Annotated in this window: 22 protein-coding genes and 1 pseudogene; 13 read left to right on the forward strand and 10 right to left on the reverse strand. The window is 40.7% G+C overall.

The window, feature by feature from the left end:
• Positions 1–27: 27 nt before the first annotated feature.
• Both C4E06_RS02215 and C4E06_RS02220 read right to left on the reverse strand, forming a co-directional pair.
• The gene (locus tag C4E06_RS02215; protein ID WP_107666636.1) at positions 28–708 is read right to left on the reverse strand and encodes a Uma2 family endonuclease; all 681 of its coding nucleotides are present in this window, start codon (positions 706–708) and stop codon (positions 28–30) included.
• A gap of 92 nt (positions 709–800) precedes the next feature.
• A pseudogene (locus C4E06_RS02220) lies at positions 801–2,382 on the reverse strand (glucose-6-phosphate isomerase).
• A gap of 505 nt (positions 2,383–2,887) precedes the next feature.
• On the opposite strand from C4E06_RS02220, the gene C4E06_RS02225 reads away from it, so the two are divergent.
• From C4E06_RS02225 to psbC, 6 genes are all read left to right on the forward strand, one after another.
• Entirely contained in the window at positions 2,888–3,403 is a 516-nt protein-coding gene (locus tag C4E06_RS02225; RefSeq protein ID WP_198648232.1) for a hypothetical protein, read from the forward strand.
• Positions 3,404–3,515: 112 nt separating this feature from the next.
• Positions 3,516–5,243, forward strand: coding sequence for a succinate dehydrogenase/fumarate reductase flavoprotein subunit (locus C4E06_RS02230; protein WP_107666595.1), 1,728 nt, complete (start codon positions 3,516–3,518; stop codon positions 5,241–5,243).
• 417 nt (positions 5,244–5,660) lie between these two features.
• Entirely contained in the window at positions 5,661–6,716 is a 1,056-nt protein-coding gene (locus tag C4E06_RS02235) for a CHAD domain-containing protein (protein WP_107666596.1), read from the forward strand.
• Between the two features lie 172 nt (positions 6,717–6,888).
• Positions 6,889–7,362 carry a GatB/YqeY domain-containing protein gene (locus tag C4E06_RS02240; RefSeq protein ID WP_107666597.1) on the forward strand — a complete coding sequence of 158 codons (474 nt, stop codon included), beginning with the start codon at positions 6,889–6,891 and terminating at the stop codon, positions 7,360–7,362.
• 492 nt (positions 7,363–7,854) lie between these two features.
• Positions 7,855–8,910, forward strand: a complete 1,056-nt coding sequence (gene psbD / locus C4E06_RS02245; protein ID WP_107666598.1) for a photosystem II D2 protein (photosystem q(a) protein) — start codon at positions 7,855–7,857, stop codon at positions 8,908–8,910.
• The gene (psbC, locus tag C4E06_RS02250) at positions 8,894–10,270 is read left to right on the forward strand and encodes a photosystem II reaction center protein CP43 (RefSeq protein ID WP_107666599.1); all 1,377 of its coding nucleotides are present in this window, start codon (positions 8,894–8,896) and stop codon (positions 10,268–10,270) included. Before psbD ends, psbC begins: the two co-directional genes overlap by 17 nt.
• A 98-nt stretch (positions 10,271–10,368) precedes the next feature.
• Here the strand turns inward: psbC and C4E06_RS02255 are convergent, their stop codons facing one another.
• Positions 10,369–11,259, reverse strand: coding sequence for a phosphate/phosphite/phosphonate ABC transporter substrate-binding protein (locus C4E06_RS02255; RefSeq protein WP_198648233.1), 891 nt, complete (start codon positions 11,257–11,259; stop codon positions 10,369–10,371).
• Positions 11,260–11,540: 281 nt separating this feature from the next.
• Here C4E06_RS02255 and C4E06_RS02260 point away from each other — a divergent pair, with 281 nt between their 5' ends.
• On the forward strand, positions 11,541–12,461 hold the full coding sequence (locus tag C4E06_RS02260; RefSeq protein ID WP_107666600.1) for a DUF3365 domain-containing protein: 921 nt from the start codon (positions 11,541–11,543) through the stop codon (positions 12,459–12,461).
• Between the two features lie 87 nt (positions 12,462–12,548).
• On the opposite strand, the gene C4E06_RS02265 is transcribed toward C4E06_RS02260, so the two are convergent.
• From C4E06_RS02265 to C4E06_RS02275, 3 genes are all read right to left on the reverse strand, one after another.
• Positions 12,549–14,051: a UDP-N-acetylmuramoyl-L-alanyl-D-glutamate--2,6-diaminopimelate ligase gene (locus tag C4E06_RS02265; protein WP_107666638.1), complete on the reverse strand. Its 1,503-nt coding sequence runs from the start codon at positions 14,049–14,051 to the stop codon at positions 12,549–12,551.
• A gap of 97 nt (positions 14,052–14,148) precedes the next feature.
• Positions 14,149–15,351 carry a reverse transcriptase-like protein gene (locus tag C4E06_RS02270; RefSeq protein WP_107666601.1) on the reverse strand — a complete coding sequence of 401 codons (1,203 nt, stop codon included), beginning with the start codon at positions 15,349–15,351 and terminating at the stop codon, positions 14,149–14,151.
• Between the two features lie 61 nt (positions 15,352–15,412).
• Positions 15,413–16,363 (reverse strand): hypothetical protein, encoded by a 951-nt coding sequence (locus C4E06_RS02275; protein WP_107666602.1) that lies wholly within the window; start codon positions 16,361–16,363, stop codon positions 15,413–15,415.
• Between the two features lie 245 nt (positions 16,364–16,608).
• Here C4E06_RS02275 and gcvH point away from each other — a divergent pair, with 245 nt between their 5' ends.
• Positions 16,609–17,010 (forward strand): glycine cleavage system protein GcvH, encoded by a 402-nt coding sequence (gcvH, locus tag C4E06_RS02280; RefSeq protein ID WP_107666603.1) that lies wholly within the window; start codon positions 16,609–16,611, stop codon positions 17,008–17,010.
• Between the two features lie 317 nt (positions 17,011–17,327).
• Entirely contained in the window at positions 17,328–17,639 is a 312-nt protein-coding gene (locus C4E06_RS02285) for a TIGR03792 family protein (RefSeq protein ID WP_107666604.1), read from the forward strand.
• A 133-nt stretch (positions 17,640–17,772) separates the two neighbouring features.
• Here C4E06_RS02285 and C4E06_RS02290 read toward each other — a convergent pair whose 3' ends face one another.
• Both C4E06_RS02290 and C4E06_RS02295 read right to left on the reverse strand, forming a co-directional pair.
• Positions 17,773–18,135 (reverse strand): hypothetical protein, encoded by a 363-nt coding sequence (locus tag C4E06_RS02290; RefSeq protein WP_107666605.1) that lies wholly within the window; start codon positions 18,133–18,135, stop codon positions 17,773–17,775.
• A gap of 72 nt (positions 18,136–18,207) precedes the next feature.
• Positions 18,208–18,645: a hypothetical protein gene (locus tag C4E06_RS02295; RefSeq protein ID WP_107666606.1), complete on the reverse strand. Its 438-nt coding sequence runs from the start codon at positions 18,643–18,645 to the stop codon at positions 18,208–18,210.
• Between the two features lie 217 nt (positions 18,646–18,862).
• Between C4E06_RS02295 and rimK the strand changes: the two genes are divergently transcribed.
• Entirely contained in the window at positions 18,863–19,768 is a 906-nt protein-coding gene (rimK, locus tag C4E06_RS02300) for a 30S ribosomal protein S6--L-glutamate ligase (RefSeq protein WP_107666607.1), read from the forward strand.
• Positions 19,769–19,873: 105 nt separating this feature from the next.
• Here the strand turns inward: rimK and C4E06_RS27525 are convergent, their stop codons facing one another.
• Positions 19,874–20,443 (reverse strand): RNA polymerase subunit sigma-24, encoded by a 570-nt coding sequence (locus C4E06_RS27525; RefSeq protein ID WP_198648234.1) that lies wholly within the window; start codon positions 20,441–20,443, stop codon positions 19,874–19,876.
• 386 nt (positions 20,444–20,829) lie between these two features.
• Between C4E06_RS27525 and C4E06_RS02315 the strand changes: the two genes are divergently transcribed.
• The gene (locus C4E06_RS02315) at positions 20,830–21,789 is read left to right on the forward strand and encodes a succinylglutamate desuccinylase/aspartoacylase family protein (RefSeq protein ID WP_107666608.1); all 960 of its coding nucleotides are present in this window, start codon (positions 20,830–20,832) and stop codon (positions 21,787–21,789) included.
• 121 nt (positions 21,790–21,910) lie between these two features.
• Here C4E06_RS02315 and C4E06_RS27530 read toward each other — a convergent pair whose 3' ends face one another.
• Positions 21,911–22,075, reverse strand: coding sequence for a hypothetical protein (locus C4E06_RS27530; protein WP_198648235.1), 165 nt, complete (start codon positions 22,073–22,075; stop codon positions 21,911–21,913).
• Positions 22,076–22,416: 341 nt separating this feature from the next.
• Between C4E06_RS27530 and C4E06_RS02320 the strand changes: the two genes are divergently transcribed.
• Entirely contained in the window at positions 22,417–22,935 is a 519-nt protein-coding gene (locus C4E06_RS02320) for a phycocyanin subunit beta (protein WP_107666609.1), read from the forward strand.
• Positions 22,936–23,031: 96 nt separating this feature from the next.
• Positions 23,032–23,520, forward strand: coding sequence for a phycocyanin subunit alpha (gene cpcA, locus C4E06_RS02325; protein ID WP_107666610.1), 489 nt, complete (start codon positions 23,032–23,034; stop codon positions 23,518–23,520).
• Positions 23,521–23,600 lie beyond the last annotated feature (80 nt).

Consider the following 23,600-nt stretch of genomic DNA (forward strand, 5'->3'; position numbering starts at 1 on the left):
TCCTCAAACTTTCAAATAATTATTATCCTAGGTTAACAATTTTTTTCTAAAATCTTCATACTCTTTTGTTTTCATTCCTTGTTGTAATACTTCTAGAACCCCTAATAAATTCCCTGTTAATAATGCTGGAACATCTAGCCATAAACCCCGATAAACTTCACTTTTTATAACTCCATTTTTATCTATCTTTAATTTAGTATATTGTCCTTCTTTTAAAGAAAACCAGTCAATTTGATTATCATAAACTCGCCACACTAAATACTCTTGAACTTGATGACGTTCATAGACTTTAAGTTTATCATGTAAATCAATTGAAACTGTACTAGCCGCAATTTCAATGATTAATTCTGGCGCACCTTCGACATAATCATCTTCACTAATAATTGATTTTCCTCCTTTATCGATACGGAGTAAAGCATCAGGTTGAGGCACATTTTTTTCATCCAATCTTACTGTTGCATTATCAGCCAATTCTACCCCTGATGTTGCAGCTTCATACTGCGCTAACCAACCAATAATATGAGCGTGGGGTTTGCCATGTTGTCTAAATCTTAACGCAGCCGGCATATACACTAACCCCTCAATTAACTCAGCTTTTTTAACATTAGACATTAACTGATAACGATCTTCAAATTCAAAAGCAGTTAAGCGATCGCCATTTTCTAAAGGAGGGATATTTTTATCAAATGTTGTTAAATTTGAACTCATAATTAAGATTAAAACTAAACGAATCAATCAATAATATTGTAGTTATTTTATTGATAAAATTTAAGGAAGGTGGGCATTGCCCACCCAAGGAATTAACTAGCAGAAACTTTCAAGCTTTGTAGGTCAGTTAAATTGCCTTCTAAGGCCACACCACGGCCATTGGCCGCTAGGTGACGGACAATTTTATACACAGCTTCTACCTCGTCAGGAGAACCGGCTTTTGCTGCTAAAGTAGCCATATCTAACGCCTCAGAGGTTTCTTTAATGACGGTTTGAACCTGGGTTTGTAAATCCAAAATAGAGGCGGCCATTTTCTTTCCAGCTTCAACTCCAGGCTGATGATAAGCGTTAATATTGACCAAAGAAGCATAGAAACTAACGGCCCTTTCATACAAAGCAATTAAGGCCCCAACCGTGCGAGGATTAACTTGAGGAATGGTAATGGTAATGGAGTCTCTATTATTCTCAAATAAGGCTTGTCTGGTTCCTTGTAAAAACCCTGATAAAAAAGTCACCCGATGTCACACCCGGTTCAATTTCAAAAGGCGTTTCTCTGCCGTCTTCTAAGACTTCGATAAAGGTGACAAAAAAGTTAGGAACCCCTTCCCTTAATTGCTGTACATAAGCGTGTTGATCCGTCGATCCTTTGTTACCATAAACGGCAATTCCTTGATAGACGGTATTGCCATCAAGATCCTTTTCTTTCCCCAAAGATTCCATGACTAACTGTTGTAAATAACGACTAAACAACAGCAAACTATCTTTATAAGGAAGAACCACCATATCCTTTTCTCCCTTACCATTGCCTGAATAATACCAAGCTAAGGCTAATAAAGCGGCCGGGTTGGTTTTTATATCCTTCACCCTGGTGGCTTCGTCCATTTCCTTGGCCCCGATCAACATTCCATCAATATTGATCCCCTGTAGGGCAGCCGGTAATAAACCGACGGCCGACAGTTCAGATGTTCTTCCACCCACCCAGTCTTGCATGGGAAACCTGGCTAACCAGTCGGTGGCTATTTTGTCCATTTTACTGCCTGGCATGGTAACAGCAACGGCGTGGGGTTCAAACTTGAGTCCTTTGCTTTCGTATGCGTGTTTGACTTCTAACATCCCGTTACGGGTTTCTGGGGTTCCCCCTGACTTGGTGGTGATAAGAACAAGGGTACTTTTGAGGCGATCGCCGATAGTCTTTAAGGTACTATCGATGCCAGCCGGATCGGTGTTATCGATAAAATGGATGATCATGGGCGGATCGTCAGAGGGTAAGGCCTCGGCCACAAACTGGGGACCTAAGGCCGATCCGCCAATTCCCACCGAAAGAATATCGGTAAATTTCTCTGCTGTGGGGGGTTTAATGGTTCCTTGGTGGACTTTCTGGACGAACTGAGCAATATTTGCCAAAGGTTCGGTGATTTCTTTTCTTGCCTCTTCATTGGGGGCTAATTCTGGGGCCCGCAACCAATAATGTCCCACCATCCGGCCTTCGTCAGGGTTGGCGATCGCCCCACTTTCTAAGGCTTCCATATCTGCAAAGGCTTTCTCGAATTTTGGCGTGAGTTGTTTCACCAAGTCATCATCGAAGCGCATTCGGCTAATATCAACGTAAACACCTAAACCTTCGTGATAATAAAGCCAATCTTGATAACGTTGCCACAATTGTTGTTTATCCATACAAAATCTTGCACAAGTTCTTTACGCAGGGGGAATTTTTTCGCACTCCCTCAATTCATCATAGATATATCTGCTAAGAAAATGGGGTTAAGATTTCGTTATTTTTTTGAGCAATGATTACCTTTTTTGATTCTTTTTTTATCTTAATTAGACGGTTATATTTTTATCTCCAAACCGCTCCCACTCTCTACTTTTTTGTTAACTATTCATAGTAACTTGAATTTTATCTAAATTCAGTAAAATCTTATACCATAAAAACCCCAAAATTATATATTTTATAATGTTTTTTTTATCAATCCTCTTAATCTCCAGCTTATATCACAACCTTGAAAAAAAAGATAGATTATTGTAAAGTTTAATAAAAATACGTTAGATTTAACATTTAATATTTATATCAGTCCATTTTCAATGAATTTATTAGATCAAAGGAAACCCATTTTAAGACGAAAGCAGAGGAATCTTTATTATCAAGAATATCAATCTTTAATAAGCCTTTACTTCAAAATTGCAGGAAAAAACTATTTATACTGGACTCTATAGCTGTTTAGACCAGGTTTTCATCATTTGGGGACTCATTACGGCTGCTATATTCCTGACGGCACAATTTTTACCCATTAGCTGGACAACTCAGGCGATCGCCTGGTCAATTTTAACCTTAGCAGGAACCTTAGCGATGATGATCTTAACTCATTTTTGGGTGAAGCAACGACAGCTTTACTGGATCTTGTACACTTGGGTTATCTTGATGGTGAGTGGTCTTATCTTAACGGACTGTGGTGTTTTTTTAGGGTGGGGTTGGCTATTAATCCATCTCTCACACCTTTGGTTAGGATTATGTAGTATAGGATACATCATCACAGGAGTCGGACTCAATTCCCGTGCATTATTGTTAGTTGGGTTAGCCCATTTATTGGGAATAGTCATCTTACCTTATGTGATGGCATGGCAATTTTTAGCCACCGCAGTGATCATGGCTTTCAGTCTTCTCTTATTGGCAGAAACGCAATGGGACTATTCTTAAAAGAATATTTTTTTATATTATAAAATTTTAATATTTTTTTGAAGTCCTTTGTCTTGCAATAAGTTAGAGTCAAAAAAGAGTCAAAAATAGGAAAGCTCTAGCTTAGTAAAAGATGTTACAACATGATGTGGTCATTGTGGGCGGTGGTTTAGCGGGATCTCGCGCTGCCCTAGAAATAAAACGCCTTAACCCTAGTATTGATGTGGCTGTTGTTGCCAAAACTCACCCCATTCGATCGCATTCCGTGGCAGCCCAAGGAGGGATCGCTGCCAGTCTCAAAAATGTTGACTCAGAAGACAGTTGGGAGTCGCACGCCTTTGATACCGTCAAAGGTTCGGACTATTTAGCCGATCAAGATGCGGTGGCCTTACTCACCCAACAGGCCCCCGATGTTATTATCGACTTGGAACATTTAGGGGTGTTATTCTCCCGTTTAGACAATGGGAAAATTGCTCAACGGGCCTTTGGGGGCCATACCCATAACCGGACCTGTTACGCGGCCGATAAAACCGGCCATGCTATTCTCCATGAGTTAGTTAATAACCTCCGACGCAACGGAGTCACCATTTACGATGAATGGTATGTGATGCAGTTGATCTACGAAGATGCAGAAGCCAAAGGCCTCGTCATGTATCATATCGAAGATGGAACCCTTGAAATTATCCACAGTAAGGTGGTGATGTTCGCCACTGGGGGTTATGGACGAGTCTTTAACACTACCTCTAATGATTTTGCTTCAACAGGGGACGGGTTAGCCATGTCAGCGTTAGCCGGTGTCCCCTTAGAAGACATGGAGTTTGTCCAGTTTCACCCCACAGGTTTATATCCTGTCGGTGTGTTAATTTCTGAAGCAGTTAGAGGAGAAGGGGCCTATCTTATTAATAGCGAAGGACGGCGGTTTATGGAAGATTACGCCCCCTCACGCATGGAACTCGCCCCCCGTGACATCACTTCTCGCGCCATTACCCTAGAAATACGGGCCGGGCGCGGTGTTTATCCAGATGGTAAACCAGGAGGTCCCTGTGTCTATTTGGACTTGCGCCACATGGGAGAAGAAAAGATCATGAGTCGGGTTCCCTTTTGTTGGGAAGAAGCACACCGTTTAGTAGGAGTCGATGCGGTTTATGAACCCATGCCGGTGCGGCCTACAGCCCATTATTGCATGGGCGGTATCCCCGTTAATACTCAAGGGAGAGTCAGATTAAGTGGCGATCGCCTCACAGAAGGATTTTTTGCAGCCGGTGAATGTGCTTGTGTTTCGGTTCACGGGGCCAACCGTTTAGGCAGTAATTCTTTATTAGAATGTGTGGTGTATGGCAAAATTACAGGGGAAAATATCGCTCATTATGTTAAGGATCGCAAGTTTTCTGAGTTTGATGAAGAGGCTTATTTGACAGAAGCCAAACAGCGTATTTCTAGCTTGTTAAATAAGGAAGGAACCATTCGTATTGGGGCATTACGTCAACAGTTTCAAGACTCGATGGCTGAACATTGTGGGGTATTTCGGACTGAAGAATTAATGCAGGAAGGTATTAATAAAATTCAAGAATTTAAGGCGCAATATGACAACATTTATCTCGATGATAAGGATAGTTGTTGGAATACAGAGTTAATTGAAGCGATGGAATTACGCAATATTATGGTAGTGGGTGAAATGATTTTAACCTCTGCTTTAAACCGTAAAGAAAGTCGTGGGGCCCATTCACGGGAAGATTATACGAAACGAGATGATCCCAACTTTTTGAAACATACCTTAGCTTATTATTCTCCTGCTGGTTTAGATATTCAATATATGGATGTGGTACTTGATATGTTTGAACCGAAAGAACGAAAATATTAAATAATAAGGGATAATGAGTAATTAATGATTGATTATTCATTATCCTTTTTTTGATGAATATGATATGAATGAATTGACAGCAGTTTGCGACTTAATAGAATAGGGTGTAGGGGCAGAATATATTCTGCCCCTACCATACAATTTGCTGTAGTCATGGTTGTCAGGTTGACTGTTAACCTTTATATGAGGAATTGATATTAAAGCATAACCCTTTAACACTTCTTAACCTTGTGATAACAAAAGTAATTATATTGATTAAAATAAGTACAGGATAGAGTTGACAGGCATTTGTATCGAATTGAAAATTAAGTGATAGAAAAGAACTACTTTTGCTTTTCAATCAACTAAAAGGTCAAAAACCTTGTGTGTCTAAAATAAATGACTCTCTCCTGTTAATCTTTTGTTGGAGGTAATAATATGAAATATGACTTAGGACATGAACCAAAAACCTTTGGAGATTGGGCTTATATAGCTGTTACAACCCATTACAATAAATTCTTATCCCATGAAAATGGGGTGCTAGAAGATAAAGATCCTGAAGAATTGCATCAAATGCGAGTAGGGATGCGACGTTTAAGAAGTACCATTAAGGGATTTTCAGCAGCTTTAGATTTACCAGAAAATGCCCAAGAAAAAAAAGTAGGAAAAATTGCTAAAACTTTAGGTAAACTAAGGGATTTAGATGTTTTAGAAGATAGTCTAAAAAACAAATATTATCCTAATTTACCCAAAGATGAGCAAAAACAGTTAAAACAAGGTTTATCTAGTTTAAAAAAACAAAGAAAAAAAGTTTTTAAAACAGTAAAAAAGACTTTAAATAGTCAAAAATATGTTGATCTTAAACAAGGGTTTGATGATTGGTTAAACAGTCCAAGTTATCATGATATTGCTCAAGTTTCCATTCATACCATTTTAGCTGATCTTTTGTTACCTGAAGTGAGTCAGTTAATGTTACATCCTGGTTGGGTTATTGGGGTTAAATTTGAAGCAGGAACCATCAATTTTCCTGAGAGTTTATCTAAAGAAGCAGTAGAATCTTTACTCGATAAACAGGGATTGATGTTACACGATTTACGAAAAGCATCTAAACGAACCCGTTATAATATGGAGTTGTTTACTCAGTTTTATGGAGAAGTCTATGAAGCTTATCTAAAAGATATTAAACATATACAAAGTATCTTAGGGGACATACAAGATAGCTTTGTTTTAGTTGAGTTTCTTGATAAAGTTTTTGAAGATAATATTCTCAATAAAATGCCAAGTTTTGCCAAGATTTTGCAAGAAACTCGTTATGAGAAGTGGCAAGAATGGGAAAAATTACAGCACAAATTCCTTGATAATAAAACCCGTAAAGATTTTCATATTGCAATTTTACAACCTTCTGTCATTCAATCTGAAATTGAAGAAAGCCAAGAAAATTCTAAAAAAGCCGTAGAAACTGCACCATCCAGCGATATTGCATCAAATTCTTAACCAGATTATCTTAATCAAGAGATAATTTATAGCACTACAAAAATAGATTAGACTATTTGAAAATGGTAATATGTCTTACTCTTGTCCTCAAATATGGTATTCTAGAACTTGTGTAGTGCTATTTTTACTATCAAAAAAGTTATCATTGATAGGCATTATTAAGGAAAAAATTATGACTGAATCTACTGAACAAAGACTAAAAGAAAAACTAACCGAAGATATTAAACAAGCGATGAAAGCTAAGGATAAAATTCGTTTAGAGACCATTAGAAGTCTTAAAAAAGTTATCCTAGAAAAAGAAGTCGAAGTACGACCAAAAGGACAAACAGAATTAACCTCAGAACAAGAATTAGAAGTATTAGCCCAACAAGCGAAACAACGCCGAGATTCCATTGAACAATATAGTCAAGGGGGTAGGGATGATTTAGCTGATAAAGAAGCTCAAGAATTAGCCATTATTGAAACCTATTTACCCCGTCAATTGTCTACCGAAGAAATTGAAGCCATTATTGACAGCATTATCGAGTCAGTGGGGGCAACCTCCCCGAAAGATATGGGAAAAGTCATGGGACCGGCGATGAAAGAGTTAAAAGGTAAAGCAGATGGGAAGCAAGTCCAAGAAATAGTGAAAGCTAAATTAAACTAAGGGTCAGCAAAGGAGGGTTAGACGAATGTTATCGAATCCTAATCGAATTCTTAAGATTTCCTTGATAAATCCGCGAAAGCCCCATAAAATAGCCCTTTGAACCCTTACCTCATGGGATGGATAGACATCAATTCATGGGGGTCATCCGAAAAATTTTGGATAAATTATGAGATAAGATGTGTCAAATTGTAAATTTTTTGCTAATAATAGTCTAATGATAGCGAGCAGCACAGTTTACCTTGAACCAGGAAATTACCCGAAGTTTGGGCAAAAATTGTGCTAGTTTAAGAAATGTTAATGATCCCCTCACTTCAATCTTGAAGTTAGTACAGGGATCTGACATCGCTTACCAAAAGAGCCAACTCAGTCAAACTGATAGGCATTCTCTAGGTCGCACCCTATAAGAAAATGGGACAATATGACCTAAACTAGATAAAACAAACGTTAAGAAATCTTGCCGTTGATTTCAGTTAAGCAAGAGGATTGGATTCTATGACTATTGCAGTCGGACGCGCACCAGAAAGAGGATGGTTCGATGTCCTCGATGACTGGTTAAAACGCGATCGCTTTGTATTCGTCGGTTGGTCTGGTTTATTACTCTTCCCCTGTGCTTATCTAGCATTAGGGGGCTGGTTAACCGGAACCACCTTCGTCACTTCTTGGTATACCCACGGCTTAGCCAGTTCCTACCTTGAAGGATGTAACTTTTTAACCGTAGCGGTTTCTTCCCCCGCTAACGCCTTCGGACACTCCATACTGTTCCTCTGGGGACCAGAAGCACAAGGAGACTTCACCCGTTGGTGTCAAATCGGTGGTTTATGGACATTTGTTGCCCTACACGGTGCATTTGGACTGATTGGCTTTATGTTACGTCAGTTTGAAATCGCCCGTCTAGTGGGTATCCGTCCTTACAACGCCATCGCCTTCTCTGCGCCTATTGCGGTGTTCGTCAGTGTGTTCTTGATGTACCCTCTAGGACAGTCTAGCTGGTTCTTCGGTCCTAGCTTTGGAGTGGCTGGAATCTTCCGTTTCATTCTCTTCTTACAAGGCTTCCACAACTGGACCCTCAACCCCTTCCACATGATGGGAGTAGCCGGTGTTCTCGGTGGTGCTTTACTCTGTGCCATTCACGGTGCAACAGTAGAAAACACCTTGTTTGAAGATGGTGAGCAAGCGAACACCTTCCGCGCTTTTGAACCCACCCAAGCAGAAGAAACCTATTCAATGGTGACTGCCAACCGTTTCTGGTCACAGATTTTCGGTATTGCTTTCTCCAACAAACGTTGGTTACACTTCTTCATGTTATTCGTACCCGTAACCGGGTTATGGATGAGTGCAATTGGTATTGTAGGTTTAGCCTTAAACTTACGAGCTTATGACTTCGTGTCTCAAGAATTACGGGCTGCAGAAGACCCCGAATTTGAGACATTCTACACCAAAAACATTTTATTAAACGAAGGTCTCAGAGCTTGGATGGCTCCCCAAGACCAACCCCACCAAAACTTTGTATTCCCTGAGGAGGTACTGCCCCGTGGTAACGCTCTCTAATGTTGCCAGTGGTCGTGACCTGGAATCTACCGGTTTCGCGTGGTGGTCAGGCAATGCTCGTCTGATCAACCTCTCCGGTAAGCTTTTAGGCGCTCACGTCGCTCATGCTGGTTTAATCGTATTCTGGGCAGGGGCTATGACCCTGTTTGAAACCGCCCACTTTATCCCTGAAAAGCCCATGTATGAACAGGGCTTAATTCTCCTTCCCCACATTGCCACCCTCGGTTGGGGTGTTGGCCCTGGTGGTGAAGTCATTGATACATTTCCCTTCTTTGTAGTGGGAGTATTACACCTGATCTCTTCTGCCGTTCTCGGTTTCGGTGGTATTTACCACGCCTTAAGAGGACCGGAAACCTTAGAAGAGTATTCCAGTTTCTTCGGTTATGACTGGAAAGATAAGAACCAAATGACCAATATTATTGGTTATCACCTCATTATCTTAGGATGTGGTGCGCTGCTGTTGGTGTTCAAAGCCATGTTCTTTGGCGGTGTCTATGACACTTGGGCACCCGGTGGCGGAGATGTGCGTGTGATTACTAACCCCACCTTAAACCCCGCCATTATTTTCGGCTATCTGCTGAAAGCTCCTTTCGGGGGAGAAGGTTGGATCGTTGGTGTAGACAACATGGAAGATATTATCGGTGGCCACATCTGGGTTGGCTTGATCTGTATCTTCGGTGGTGTTTGGCACATCTTAACCAAGCCTTTCGGTTGGGCCCGTCGTGCTTTCATCTGGTCTGGTGAAGCCTACCTTTCCTACAGTTTAGGCGCGTTATCCTTAATGGGTTTCATCGCTTCTGTCATGGTTTGGTACAACAACACCGCTTATCCCAGTGAATTCTACGGTCCGACTGGTATGGAAGCGTCTCAGTCTCAGGCCTTCACCTTCTTGGTGCGTGACCAAAGAATGGGCGCTAACATCGGCTCGGCTCAAGGTCCTACCGGGTTAGGTAAATACTTAATGCGTTCTCCCACTGGTGAAATCATCTTCGGTGGTGAAACCATGCGTTTCTGGGACTTCCGTGGTCCTTGGTTAGAGCCTTTACGTGGGCCTAACGGTTTAGATTTAGATAAATTAAGAAACGACATTCAGCCCTGGCAAATTCGTCGTGCTGCTGAATACATGACCCATGCACCTTTAGGGTCTTTAAACTCTGTAGGTGGGGTTATCACTGACGTTAACTCCTTTAACTATGTGTCTCCCCGTGCGTGGTTAGCCACCTCTCACTTTACCCTCGGTTTCTTCTTCCTCGTTGGTCACCTATGGCACGCTGGACGTGCTCGGGCGGCAGCTGCTGGATTTGAAAAAGGAATCGACCGTGAGACTGAACCCGTACTCGCTATGCCTGATCTGGACTAAGATTTAAGGTTAGACAACTTAAGAACTCCTACTATGTTTAGTGGGGGTTCTTTTTTGTCCCCTGAAAGTTAACTATTCTGCCAAGATGAGGATAAAATTTACTTGTCCTCCTCTGTCGACGGAACTTCTACTCCTTTCTCATATAACATAGCCGGTTGTTGTTGAATATTATCAGTAATAGGGGTTACTTTTTCGATTACCTTAACGAGTTGCTGATAATTAGGGACTTCTCCATTAGCAATATAACCCACCGACGCAGGAATCATAGGTGGAGCCGTGGTTAACACATTATACAAAGCTTCTTGTTCAATTTGGGGCAGACTATTAGAGACTAAAATAGAACCACTGGGAACCTCATGGTCATCCTGATGTAACACACGAAATCTTGTTTGCCGAACCGTTGCCCGATAACGATTATATTGCTCAAGAGACATCGCTGCGGCTACCACTTCCCCTTGACTAATCCATTCTAATGCTTGTTTCGGAGTGGCTGCTAAACGAATTTTGGCGACATTGAGTCCATAAAGGTTAAGAAGAGGAAAATAATAACCCGTTGCTGAACCGGGTTGTCCAAGAGCAACCGCTTTCCCATTTAACTCTGAGAGGGTTTTTAAGGGGCTGTCTTGGGCTATAACAAAGATAGAGCGGTTATTGAGTCCTCCTTCTAAGGGTAAAATAGGGATATAGGTAGATTGCTGAGTGGCGATCGCTGCTAACCCCGACGAAGCAAACACGAGATCCCATGCTTTCCCCTTAATTTGAGTAACAGCTTGGCGTTCATTGTAGGTGGGTTCTAACTCCACGATACTATTAAGTTCTTTTTCGAGATATGCTTTGAGTTCTCCGTATTTTTCCTCGAGTTGCTCATTTTCTCCAAAACTAACCACCCCTAACGTGATGCGAGCCGGGAATTGTTGTCGTGACTGACAACCCCAAAAAGTAAAGACAATTAATATTAAGTATAAACAACGAATTTTCATGTTAATCATCAACAAAACTTAAACGATAGAACTTTATTAATTCTTTTAGTCTGCTCAACATAACCATGAAAGTTTTAGTCATTTTATGGGCATACTACTATCATGATAAGCCCTGAACTAACTCTATAGAAGACTATGGCTTGATTTTCAACAATATTCTTAATGTTTGTTGATAGTAATTAGCTCTAAAGTTTCAGTCCTATTGAGGCTTGCTGGTCAGACTCTTTTGTGATTACGGGTTAGTTTATCGATATTTTATCGTATTTTTTTACGCTTCTCAGACTAAAACAATGCTCAAAAACAATCATCTGCTCAAGAATCTTAACATTGCGACAAAATTAAATATTTTGTTAACCGTTATTGCTATTGTTACTGTTTTTTTAAGTGGTGGGGTTCTATCTTTGATTTTGTCTCACAATGCTGAAAGAGTTGTGACTGATAAAGCCTTAGTTTTGATGGAAACCATGAGTGCTGTTCGTAATTATACTAGCACAAAAGTTAACCCAGAATTAGCAGCCAGACTAGAAACTGACACTCAATTTTTACCCCAAACCGTTCCCGCTTTTTCGGCACGAGAAGTGTTTGAATATTTTAGAGAACAAGGAGGTTACAAAGACTTTTTCTATAAAGAAGCTACCTTGAATCCAACTAATTTACGAGACAAAGCTGATAAATTTGAAGCGAACATTGTCGAAAAGTTCCGTAATGATAGAAGTCTTGAACAAACTTCTGGATTTCGTTCTTTTAGTAGTGGAGATATTTTCTATATTGCCCGTCCTTTAGAAGTTTCTCAAGAAAGTTGTTTACGCTGTCACAGTACCCCCGATGTGGCTCCAAAAAGTTTATTAACCACTTATGGCAGAGAAAATGGTTTTAATTGGAAATTACATGAAATTGTTGGGGCGCAAATGATTTTAGTGCCTGCTACAGCCATCTTTGAAAGTGCTAAACGACTACAAGTTTCGGTTACCAGTATTTTGATATTTTGTTTAGGTTTAGCGATTATTTTAATTAACTTCTTTTTGAGATTTACGGTAACCACTCCCTTGAAAAAAATGGCACAGTTAGCACAACGGATTAGTACAGGAGATTTAACTAAAGAATTTGCCCATCCTTATGACGATGAAATGGGAATGTTAGCTGCTTCTTTAAACCGCATGAAAGTTAGTTTAGATATTGCTATGGAAATGTTAAATTCTGATACCGAGTAAAAAGCGTGAATAGGGAACAATTATCATTCGCTTATAATCAGAAAACAATGGATAATTAACCCTCAATCATCAATTATCCATTTTCGATTATTCAAATCGGTTTTCTAACGCTTTTCTAGCCTCTTCTCGATCATCAAAATGGATTTTCTCTGTGCCTAAAATTTGATAATCTTCGTGGCCTTTTCCTGCTATTAAAACCCCATCCCCTGCCTTAGCTTGTAAAATAGCTGTTTTAATCGCTTCGGCGCGATCGCTAATCACTAAAGGCTCTACACTTTGGGGAATTCCTGTTAAAATATCCTCTAAAATTCTTTGGGGATCTTCAGTTCTAGGGTTATCGGAAGTCACCACAGAAAGATCAGCTAATTGGGCAGACGCTTGACCCATTAACGGGCGTTTAGTGCGATCGCGATCGCCCCCACAACCAAACACACAAATGAGTTGACCTTTCACAAAAGGACGGGCGGCTTTTAAAGCATTTTCTAAACTATCGGGAGTATGGGCATAATCAACAATGACACTAATATCTTGTTTATCATTAATTTGTACCCGTTCCATTCGTCCAGGAACTCCCAAAAAGTGGGGTAAACTTTCTATGGTTTCTGTTAAGTCTAACCCTAAATGTAACACTGCCGAAACAGCAGCTAAAACGTTAGATAAATTGAATTGTCCCACTAACGGGGAGCTAAATTTAACGCTTCCTAAAGGCGTGTGTAAGGTTCCTGTCACCCCATTACCCTGATAGGTTAAATCACTGGTATAAAAATCTGCTTCCCTATTCCCCACGCTATAACTCCAAACCTGTTCAGGTTTGAAACTTTCAATTAATCGTTTACCGTAGGGATCATCTAAGTTAATAATGGCTTTTTCTTGTAAATAATCTGGGGTAAATAGTAACTGTTTGGCCGCAAAATAATCTTCCATATCTTTATGAAAGTCAAGATGATCTTGCGTTAAATTAGTAAAGACACTCACTTTAAACGGACATTGTTTAACTCGTCCTTGGGCTAAGGCATGAGAACTCACTTCCATGACACAATATTCATTATTGGCTGCCACTGCCTGGGCCAGTTGTTCTTGTAATTCAGGAGCAAACGGGGTGGTATGGACCGCCGTTTGTTGAAACCCTGGCCAACGAGTATATAGCGTCCCCATTAAGGCCGTCGGTTTGTTACATTGACTGAGAAAATATTCAATTAAATGGGTTGTGGTTGTTTTGCCATTGGTTCCGGTTACCCCAATCATGTTTAATTGTTGTGCTGGATAATGATAAAACGCGGCCGCCACTTCCGCTGCCACCGTAATTAAATCATCGACAATGATCACACAATGGTCATCCGTGGGAGGAAATTTCTTGGCAGCTTGGGGACTAATAATAGCGGCCGTTGCCCCCACTTCCATGGCACTTTGCCAAAACTCGCCCCCATCAACGCGCGTCCCCGGCATCCCAATAAATATGTCTCCTGGTTGGCAAGAATGGGAGTTGGTCGAGATCCCCTTAACGTCCTTTTCTAAAGCGTGATGGTTAGGAAGAGTAGCAATACTTGGAACGTTATTTAACAAGTCGCGGAGTTTCTCTGTCGTCAACATATTAGCCATATAAATAACCCATAGGTACGCTTATCCTATGGGATAAATTTTTGTTGATTATACTTGACCTTCCCTGAACTCGTCAACTAGCTCGATCTCAAGATTCAGCATTACCTTTAGAGACATTATCGGCGATCGCTTTGAGAATAAAATTAACCATTTCGGGGATTTTCACCAACTCCTGAGCTAAGGTTATTTGTTCTTCAGGCGCCAGATTTTCAATTAGTTTGAGAATATCGACGATAGTTGATTCTGAGGGCAGGGTATCTTCCCTCCCCTCCTGATTGGCGTCGATGTTTTCTGGAGCGAACGATAGATTAGCGTCTTCGTTTTCTGAAAGCTGATCCCTTAAAGATGAATCTTCCCAATTGAGCGATTCATTGTCCTCGAGATTCCCCTGTGGGGGGGTCAAAAAACTTTCCTCAAAATTCTCCTGAGGATTATCTAACTCTGACAATAAGGAAAGCAGGGGATCTGACGTTTCATCAGAGTCTCTTAACATTGACTGAGGGACATTTAGGGCTTCTTCCCAGGGCAGTTTTGTCTTAGCTTCTGAGTCGGTTTGGTGATCGAGATTAACTTTACGACAGGCCATTTTTGGCGGAAGTCCCCGTAAATGCCAACGGTACATCTGGGCTAAATTCTCTTCATCCCCTTGCCATTGTAAAGCGATCGCATCTCTAACCTCCACTGGAATTAAAGCTCTCAATTCTGAGAGAGATTTATGAGTCCATTGATCTTCTTCTATAGTCAGTTGGCCATAATCTTCTTCTGTGGCTTTTTCTCCCTTGTTAATTAAACGAACGAGGGCAGAATCTTGGGAAACGGCGATGGTTGTCAATGGAGGTTGATGGGCTTTTTCTCTGCCTAAGGCATCTCTAATACACCGCTTCAGGGCTGATTTGGCTGGTCTGTTTTGATCAGGAGAAATCCATTCTAAAGAAATTTTTTCAAAACTTCTCATTAACTTAATAGCGATCCGATAGAGTTTAACTAACCTTTCTTGAGTCACAGGGGTTAAGCCATTGACCTGATTAAAAACGAGGTCACTATCTCCTTTAATCGCTAAGCTATTTAAACCTAATTTTTGCGCTTTTTTTAAGCCAATGATCAGGGCTGTATATTCTGCTTCATCTTTATAATTAACCGATACTAATTGACTGACTGTGTAGCGTCTTCCATTAGGCATTAACAGAATAGCGGCAGCCACTCCTTGTAGCAAATCACCCTGAAATGCCCCATCAAACAGCATGATTGGTATATCCTTAGCAATGATAGGTTTTTGGGGATGAGTCAGCATCGTCAATTTATAATAATGGGGAGATCAAGCCAAGGGCAACGATCCTTAAGAGGATTTTCCCTTAGTATCCATATTCATTCACTTGAGGAGCTTGAATTCCATAAGTGGGTTGAGGTGGGGTTTGATTGGTGGCACCAGAATTATTGACGTTAAAATTGCCATTACCATAAGCATTGGGAAATTGAGACGAGGAAGGAGCGGTGGGAATTGGGTCCGGACCTCTGCCACTACCATAGGGTTGATTGTAGGGTTGAGGAGAAGAATAGGTATAGGGATTATTATAAGGTTGATTAGGGGTCATATTACTTCTCGACGGCGTTGCAGAAGTGGGATAATTTGCTCTTGTTGGTCTTGTTCTTGAAGAAGAAGGCTGTTTGTTTTCTTGAGGAGATGGAGTGATTACGGCAGACTCTTGAGAAAAGACATCGTTGATCGCATCTTTGAGAGGATTTTCTTGAGGGGTTTGACTCCTATCAAGGGCGCTATCAGGTAATTGAATGGGTTTAGCTGCATCTTTAGACGGAGTCAGGGGAGGAAACAAAGACCCCAAATTCTTAACATTGGGCATCAGGGGTTGAAACTCAATGGGGGGATTAGGCTGATTTAAATCTGAATTATTGCCATCGGCAGAGGGAGGCAAAACAGAATTATTTGGCGTGTTTCCTAAGATGGGTTGTTGTTCTGGGGAAGGGTTGAAAGGTTGCTCCGCAGCATCAATAGGGAGTTGGGAGGGTTGGGGGGGAAATCCTTCTGAATTGAGACGATTTTCTTGTAAATCTTGAACCGTTACTCCAATATCAACGTTATTACCCACTTCTCCTTCAAATTCTCCCTCAATTTGGGAATTTGGCATACCACTGCCTAACCATTCCGGATGACGGGAATATTGCCAGAGAACTAAAGCAACCAGTGCCATGATGGCCACCGATCCCCAAACTTTCACACTAGCCAACGGTTTGAGTCCCGCAATCAAATAACGAAATGATGAGTTAGAGGGTTTAGGATAAGTCATGGCCAGAAGGTGATTGAGTGGTTCTTCATTTAGTCTATCTTAGATTATTGAAGTCCCACTCATTAAATCTTAGTCACAATATTTCAGTTTAGTTAACACTGATAGCTCGATCCAAGACAGTGTAAACTTAGAAAATAAGGCTTTTAGTTAGTGATAACTATAGCTTAACCAATCGAGTGAAATAAAAATCCCACAGGCAGATTGCTGTGGGACTGTTAATGTAATTCTTACTTTGAGGATAGGTTATGGAACTAGAATTTCCTGAAGATTTAAGATATTTAGATAGTCACGAATATGTTCGCTTAGATGGAGAAATTGCAACCATTGGCATCAGTGCTTATGCCATTGACCAATTAGGAGATATTGTCTTTTTGGAATTACCTGAAGTGGGAGACGCTTTAGAAAGAGGAACCAGTTTCGGTTCCATTGAATCGGTTAAAGCAGCAGAAGACCTCTATCCCCCTGTGTCAGGAACGGTTACCGATCGCAATGAAGCCATGATCGAAACCCCTGAGTTGATTGCTGATGATCCTTATGGAGATGGATGGTTACTCAAAGTTCGCGTAGAAAACCCCGATGATGAATTAGAAGACACGATGTCTGCTCACGACTATCGTGGGCTGCTTGAAGGGGAAGAGGCAATCTAAGACAGCTAAAGTTAACCTGTCCACCTTGTTGCTGTCGTTTCAGAGATTCTCCCCTCAAAGGTAGGGCTTTGAAATGGCAGCAATGAACCCCTAAAATTCTCTAAGTGACCGGTGTCGCTGTAATCATTAAGTAAAGCAACATTGCTAAAAACAGAACACAGAGTTTAACAATTAAGTAGGTAATGCTATCAGGATATAAAAATGGATGAATCATAATTTCTCTCCAAGGGAAACAGTCTGATGCTTAGTCTTTTCCCTATTTCTATTATCTCGTAAACATTAGATTTTGTTGCACAAATTAAGTAAAAATTTACAATATGGTAATCGAGTGGCTTACATTCCAGGTTTCTCCCGAATCTAGAGATATTTTTATTCAATCAGATAATGAAATTTGGACTCCCGTTTTAGCAAAGTTTCCAGGTTTTCTAGGAAAAGAAGTTTGGATCTCTCCGAATATTCCTGAAGAAATCACTATCATTATTCGTTGGCAAACCCGTGAACAATGGAAAGCAATACCTTTAGATATTTTAGAGGAAACCGAACAAACATTTGCTCAACGGATGCAAAATTATTCCTATGAAATGACGGAAAGTAAAGAATATCAAGTGAGAAAATTTTCTAATTCTTAAAGTGTTTTGTTAAATAGATAAAATCAGGGCGATCACATCTCGTATTTAGAATGACTGATTTATAAAATTATTAACAAGACGCTCATCTTGAAAATATCTTAAACGCGCACTTTCTGCTTCAAAAATAAGTTAATTAAAATGGAAGTTCGTCTTCACTTTGAGGAGAAATATTTTGATCTACATACGAATAATTACTTTTAGGTTTAGTGAGTGGTTGATAGGACGAGGGTGGATGAAAGTATAATAGTCTAGCACCAACTAATTCTAGTTCTTGTGGTTCTTGATAAACTTTGTAAGCTAGTGTACTTCTTATAAACCAATAATTGCCTTGAGGATCGAATAAATCTGCCATTGCGTGGTCTATACGCTCTGTATAACCTGGCACATCTTGTATTAACTCGTAATATTCAGGACTACCATTTTGTTCGAGTTTTTGTATCTCAGCTTCTTGTTTTTTCACTTCTGGTGATTCATTAATACGAATAGCTGCTTGCATTGATTCTGGTACTTCGATTAAAGAAAATTGTTGAATAAAATCAGGTTGATTAACTTTTGGTTCATTGTAAAATTAAAAATTGTCGGGATAGTCTGCACCAGGACTTCCAGAAAGAGCTATATGACCAGAAGCATCGGTTTCTAAAAGGTATCCATAATCATCTTCATGTACTTCTAGGTGAAAAGCATTACAGTTCAATCTTTCAGTCAAATACGACAGTCGTGGACGAGTAGCATTAAAACTTCGTTCACAAAGTATTCCTGTGGGAAAAGTTTTAATGGTTATCCATTCATTATTACTTTTAAACAAAGCGATAATCCAAAGATTTGGTAATTTTTCTTCAGGATAATTAAGCCTTAGCTGTTTTGGCTCAAAATCTAGTTGAGGAAGCTGAGAAAGACGAAAACAATCTTCTTCCTCTTCCAACAATTTATTTATCTTTTGTTCGAGAACATCTAAATTGTTAAAGTCTATACAAGTGGTGAAATTCCAATATCTAAAAAAAACCATTTTTTCTTTAATAAAATCAAAAAACAGTTGTTCAGTGAACAGTGAACAGTTATCAATTGTCTAAGTTATCAATAATTACTGCTCAATATTTAAAGTTATTTTATTTCTCCGAACTCCGAACTCCGAACTCCGAAGTTCTACTACAGTCCCCAAGTCCCATAAAATGTAACCAGTAGAAAACCCATCAAACTATTTGGTTGAACACAGAGGAACTTTTATGAAAATTGCCATCTTGTCTCAAGATGCGTCCTTATACTCAACAAGACGACTCAAAGAAGCAGGAGAAGAATTAGGACATGAAATGCGTGTCGTTAACTATCTTCGCTGTTATATGAATATTACCTCCCATAAACCTGCCGTTTACTACAACGGTAACCCTTTAGAAAGTTTTGACGCAGTTATTCCTCGTATTGCTGCGTCTAAGACCTTTTACGGTACCGCAGTGGTCCGTCAATTTGAAGTGATGGGCGTGTTTAGTGCCAATGAATCACAAGCCATTTCTCGATCGCGTGATAAACTGCGCTGCTTACAAATTTTAGCCAGGGATGGCATTGGTTTACCCGTCACAGGATTTGCCCACGCAACCCAAGACATCGAAGGGTTACTTGAGTTTGTAGGGGGTGCGCCGGTGGTGATTAAACTCTTAGAAGGAACCCAAGGAATAGGGGTGGTTCTCGCAGATACCAATAATGCAGCGAAATCAGTGATAGAAGCCTTTCGTCAGCTAGATGCGAACATTTTGGTACAAGAGTTTATTAAAGAGGCCGCAGGGGTAGATTTACGCTGTTTCGTGGTTAACGGCAAAGTGGTGGCCGCCATGAAACGCCAAGGGGCCGAAGGGGACTTTAGATCGAATCTCCATCGAGGGGGGAAAGCCGATATGGTTAAATTGACCCCAGAAGAACGAACCACCGCCGTTAGGGCTGCAAAATCCATGGGGTTAAAAGTGGCAGGGGTGGATATGTTACGGTCCAATCATGGCCCGGTGGTGATGGAAGTGAACTCTTCCCCTGGAATAGAAGGCATTGAAAGAGCATCCGGGATCGATGTGGCCAAGAAAATCATTGAATTTTTAGCCAAAAATGCTCCCTCTGGGAATACCCGCGATCGCATTCAATTTTAGTTAAAACTACCATTAATCCAGACACCGAGCAAAGTCGAGGTGTCTGGTAGTTCACTTTTAAACTTAGGAAATTAAAGAATCGGGGAACTCAAACTTAAGATATTATTACTTTCCTCCAAACAGCTTATAAATTCCATAACCTATAGCTCCAGCAGCTACGACAGGACTTGCAGCTACTATTGCAGTACCAGCAATAGCACCTCCACCTACAGCACCACCAATACCTGCCAATGTACTCATAATAGCAGCACCAGAAGCACCTCCTGCAACGGTAATAGTAGCGGCACCACCGACACCAGCAGCCGCACCTACTTTTGTAGCAATTCTTGCTGCTGAACGTGCATCACGTTCTTTACTTGATAATTTATTATTGTCTTTGAATAGAGTCTCGTTAAAAATTTTAGCCCCTGCATAAGCAGGCCCGACTGCTAAAACGGCGGGACCAGCTGCCATTCCACCACCAACAACACTACCTGCTGCTGCAAGACCAGAAGTAATACCGGCTCCAGAAGTTGCAGCAACGCTTAATCCAGTCGCGGCACTAACAGCCGCACTAGCAGCTGTTCCACTTTTAATCACTTCTTTTGTTACTTTGACATTGCTGACATTTCCTGCTCTTTTAACTCCTTCATTAATAACTTTGTTGATGTTATTACGTTTCTTGTGTTGATACATAAGTAATTTTCCTCTTGATTGAATTGACAACTAAGAACTTACTTTAAGAATATTTTTATAAATACACTTTATGCAGTGATCTTACTCACTATTAAAAACTGTAAACGACATCAAAGCTCTCACTTAACATTTGCAGGAGAGATTATTACGGGGAGGATTAGACTTTAATATTTAGCTTTTTTTCTTCCTTTTTCCTCAATTGTCTCTATTAATATTGTCAACTTCAATCTTGGTCATTTCAGAATTAGCGGTGTAGCCACACTCGCAGAGTGCGAGACCGCACTGGGTTAAACTAGACTATACGGTGTTATTGCCAGGAAGTTAGTCTCAACTTCATTGCCTTAGCAATTAGTTGGGGTCTTTCAAAATCCAATCTTAACTCAATCATGACCAACCCAACCTTAGAAATTGGTGGAGTGGCGATCGCCCCTGGCCAAAGACAACGTTTAGAGATTCCGGTGGCTCAACTGCCCACCAGAACCACCATTTCTTTGCCTGTTGTGGTGATCAATGGGCAATACAGTGGTCCAAGATTGTGGTTAAGTGCAGCCATTCATGGGGACGAAATCAATGGCGTTGAGATTATTCGCCAGATTTTAAGCAAAATTAAGGCTAAATACCTATATGGAGCGATTATTGCTGTTCCTGTGGTTAATGTCTTTGGATTTATTGAACAGTCCCGTTATTTACCCGATCGCCGTGACTTAAACCGCTCGTTTCCCGGTTCTCCTCAAGGCTCGTTGGCTTCCCGTCTGGCTCATTTATTCATGACGGAAATTGTTAATCATAGTACCCACGGCATTGATTTACACACAGCAGCCCAACCAAGGATCAATTTACCTCAAATTCGGGGAAATTTACGGGATACGGAGACCTATCAATGCGCTGAAGCTTTTGGCGCACCGTTGATGATTCATGCCACCACCCGTGATGGTTCCCTACGCCAAGCAGCCAGTAAACAGGGGATTCCTGTGTTGTTATACGAAGCAGGAGAAGCTTGTCGTTTTGATGCCAAAGGGATTGAGATCGGAGTCAGAGGGATTTTACAAGTTATGGATCGCTTGGAAATGTATACCCATGCTCTAACGGAGGATCTGCCCTCTCCTTCCCTAGAAATTGAGAAAACCAAATGGATTAGGGCATCTCGTGGGGGATTATTGCATTTAGAAGTTAATTTAGGGGATAAAATCGAGAAAAAGCAATTTTTAGGCATTATTACCGACGCATTCGGCGAAATCCTAGCAAAAATTCGTTCTCCTGATCACGGTGTTGTGATTGGTCAAGTGCAGAATCCTTTAGTGAATCAAGGAGATGCAGTGGTTCATCTCGCTTTAGTGAAGAGGTGATGGGATTTCAGAATATCCTTACACAAGCAGTTAGTAGTCAGTCAGCATTTTAAAAATATAGCTGATAGCTGATGGCTCGTTAAAACTTCTTAACCTTTGGTAGTCTTTTACCTTTCCAAAATCATTCACCAAAAAACCAACTAAACAGTAGTAAAACAAGGATTAAAAGAATTAAGTGTCCAAAAGAGCCTAAACTGGTAAATAGATGAATGGGAAAAATAACCAGTGTATTCGCTGCAACCCAACTGACCACAAAAAAAAATAAGACCACAATGATCAGAAACATGATCCCCCTCTAGTTCAGGAATATAAAGGTTTTAAGACAATTGCTTAATATTACTTTACAGAAAAACAGCATTTTTTTTAATAATATGTAATAAATAATGACACAAAGGCATTGTATAAAATTAACTTGAAGGGGACACAAGTAGAGATGACAGTCATCTTGAAAACCTCTGAATAATTCTGAGACGACTATCCAGTTTTCTCAGGTTTCTTAAGAAAACTTTTGTAAAGAACTTAGGAAACCACAGCCATTGTGACCTGTATTTACAGCACAATAGAATCTGATGGAAGACCTGAGTTCTACCCAACTCAACTTATTAAGTCAAGTAGGAGATTAATTCAATGTTTGACGCATTTACCAGAGTTGTTTCTCAAGCTGATGCCCGTGGTGAGTTCCTATCCACCTCTCAGCTAGATGCTCTGAGCCAAATGGTAGCCGAAAGCAACAAGCGCATGGATTCAGTGAACCGCATCACCAGCAATGCTTCCACCATCGTGACCAATGCTGCTCGTGCTTTATTTGCTGAGCAACCCCAATTAATCAATCCCGGTGGAAACGCTTACACCAGTCGTCGTATGGCTGCTTGCTTACGGGACATGGAAATCATCCTACGCTACGTTACCTACGCCACCTTCAGTGGAGACGGCAGTGTACTCGAAGATCGTTGCTTAAATGGCCTTCGTGAAACCTATGTTGCGTTAGGTGTTCCCGGTGCTTCCGTTGCTAACGGCGTTCAAAAAATGAAAGAAGCAGCCCTCGAAATCGTTAACGATCGCAACAATATCACCCAAGGTGATTGTAGTGCTATCGTATCCGAAATCTCTGGATACTTTGATAAAGCTGCTGCTGCTGTTGCTTAAAAATTAGCCTTTAAGTGGTTAATAAGCAAGTTCGTACACGATTTCAACACCGTATTCTAGGAAAACTTAGCAAAACAATCGGGAGATACAAAAACAATGAAAACCCCTTTGACTGAAGCCGTCGCCGCTGCTGATTCCCAAGGACGTTTCTTAAGCAGCACCGAAATCCAAGTTGCTTTTGGACGTTTTCGCCAAGCTTCTGCTAGTTTAGAAGCAGCTAAAGCTCTAACCGAAAAGTCAGAATCCTTAATCAGTGGTGCTGCTAACGCAGTTTATCAGAAGTTCCCTTACACCACCCAAATGCAAGGGCCCAACTTCGCTGCTGATAAACGTGGTAAAGATAAGTGTTCTCGTGACATCGGTTACTACCTCCGCATGGTAACTTATTGCTTAGTGGCTGGTGGAACCGGTCCTATGGATGAGTACCTCATCGCTGGTATCGATGAAATCAACCGCACCTTCGACTTATCCCCCAGTTGGTATGTTGAAGCTCTCAAGCACATCAAAGCTAACCACGGTTTAAGTGGAGATCCTGCTGTAGAAGCTAACTCCTACATTGATTACGCAATCAACGCACTAAGCTAGTCATCTAGAAAGTGCTAATGACCTGGAAAAGCGGGAGGTTGTTGGCTAATCACAGTTAGCAATCCTCTGTTTTTCCAGGT

This window comes from Cyanothece sp. BG0011 (genome assembly GCF_003013815.1).
Taxonomy (GTDB): Bacteria; Cyanobacteriota; Cyanobacteriia; order Cyanobacteriales; family Microcystaceae; genus Crocosphaera.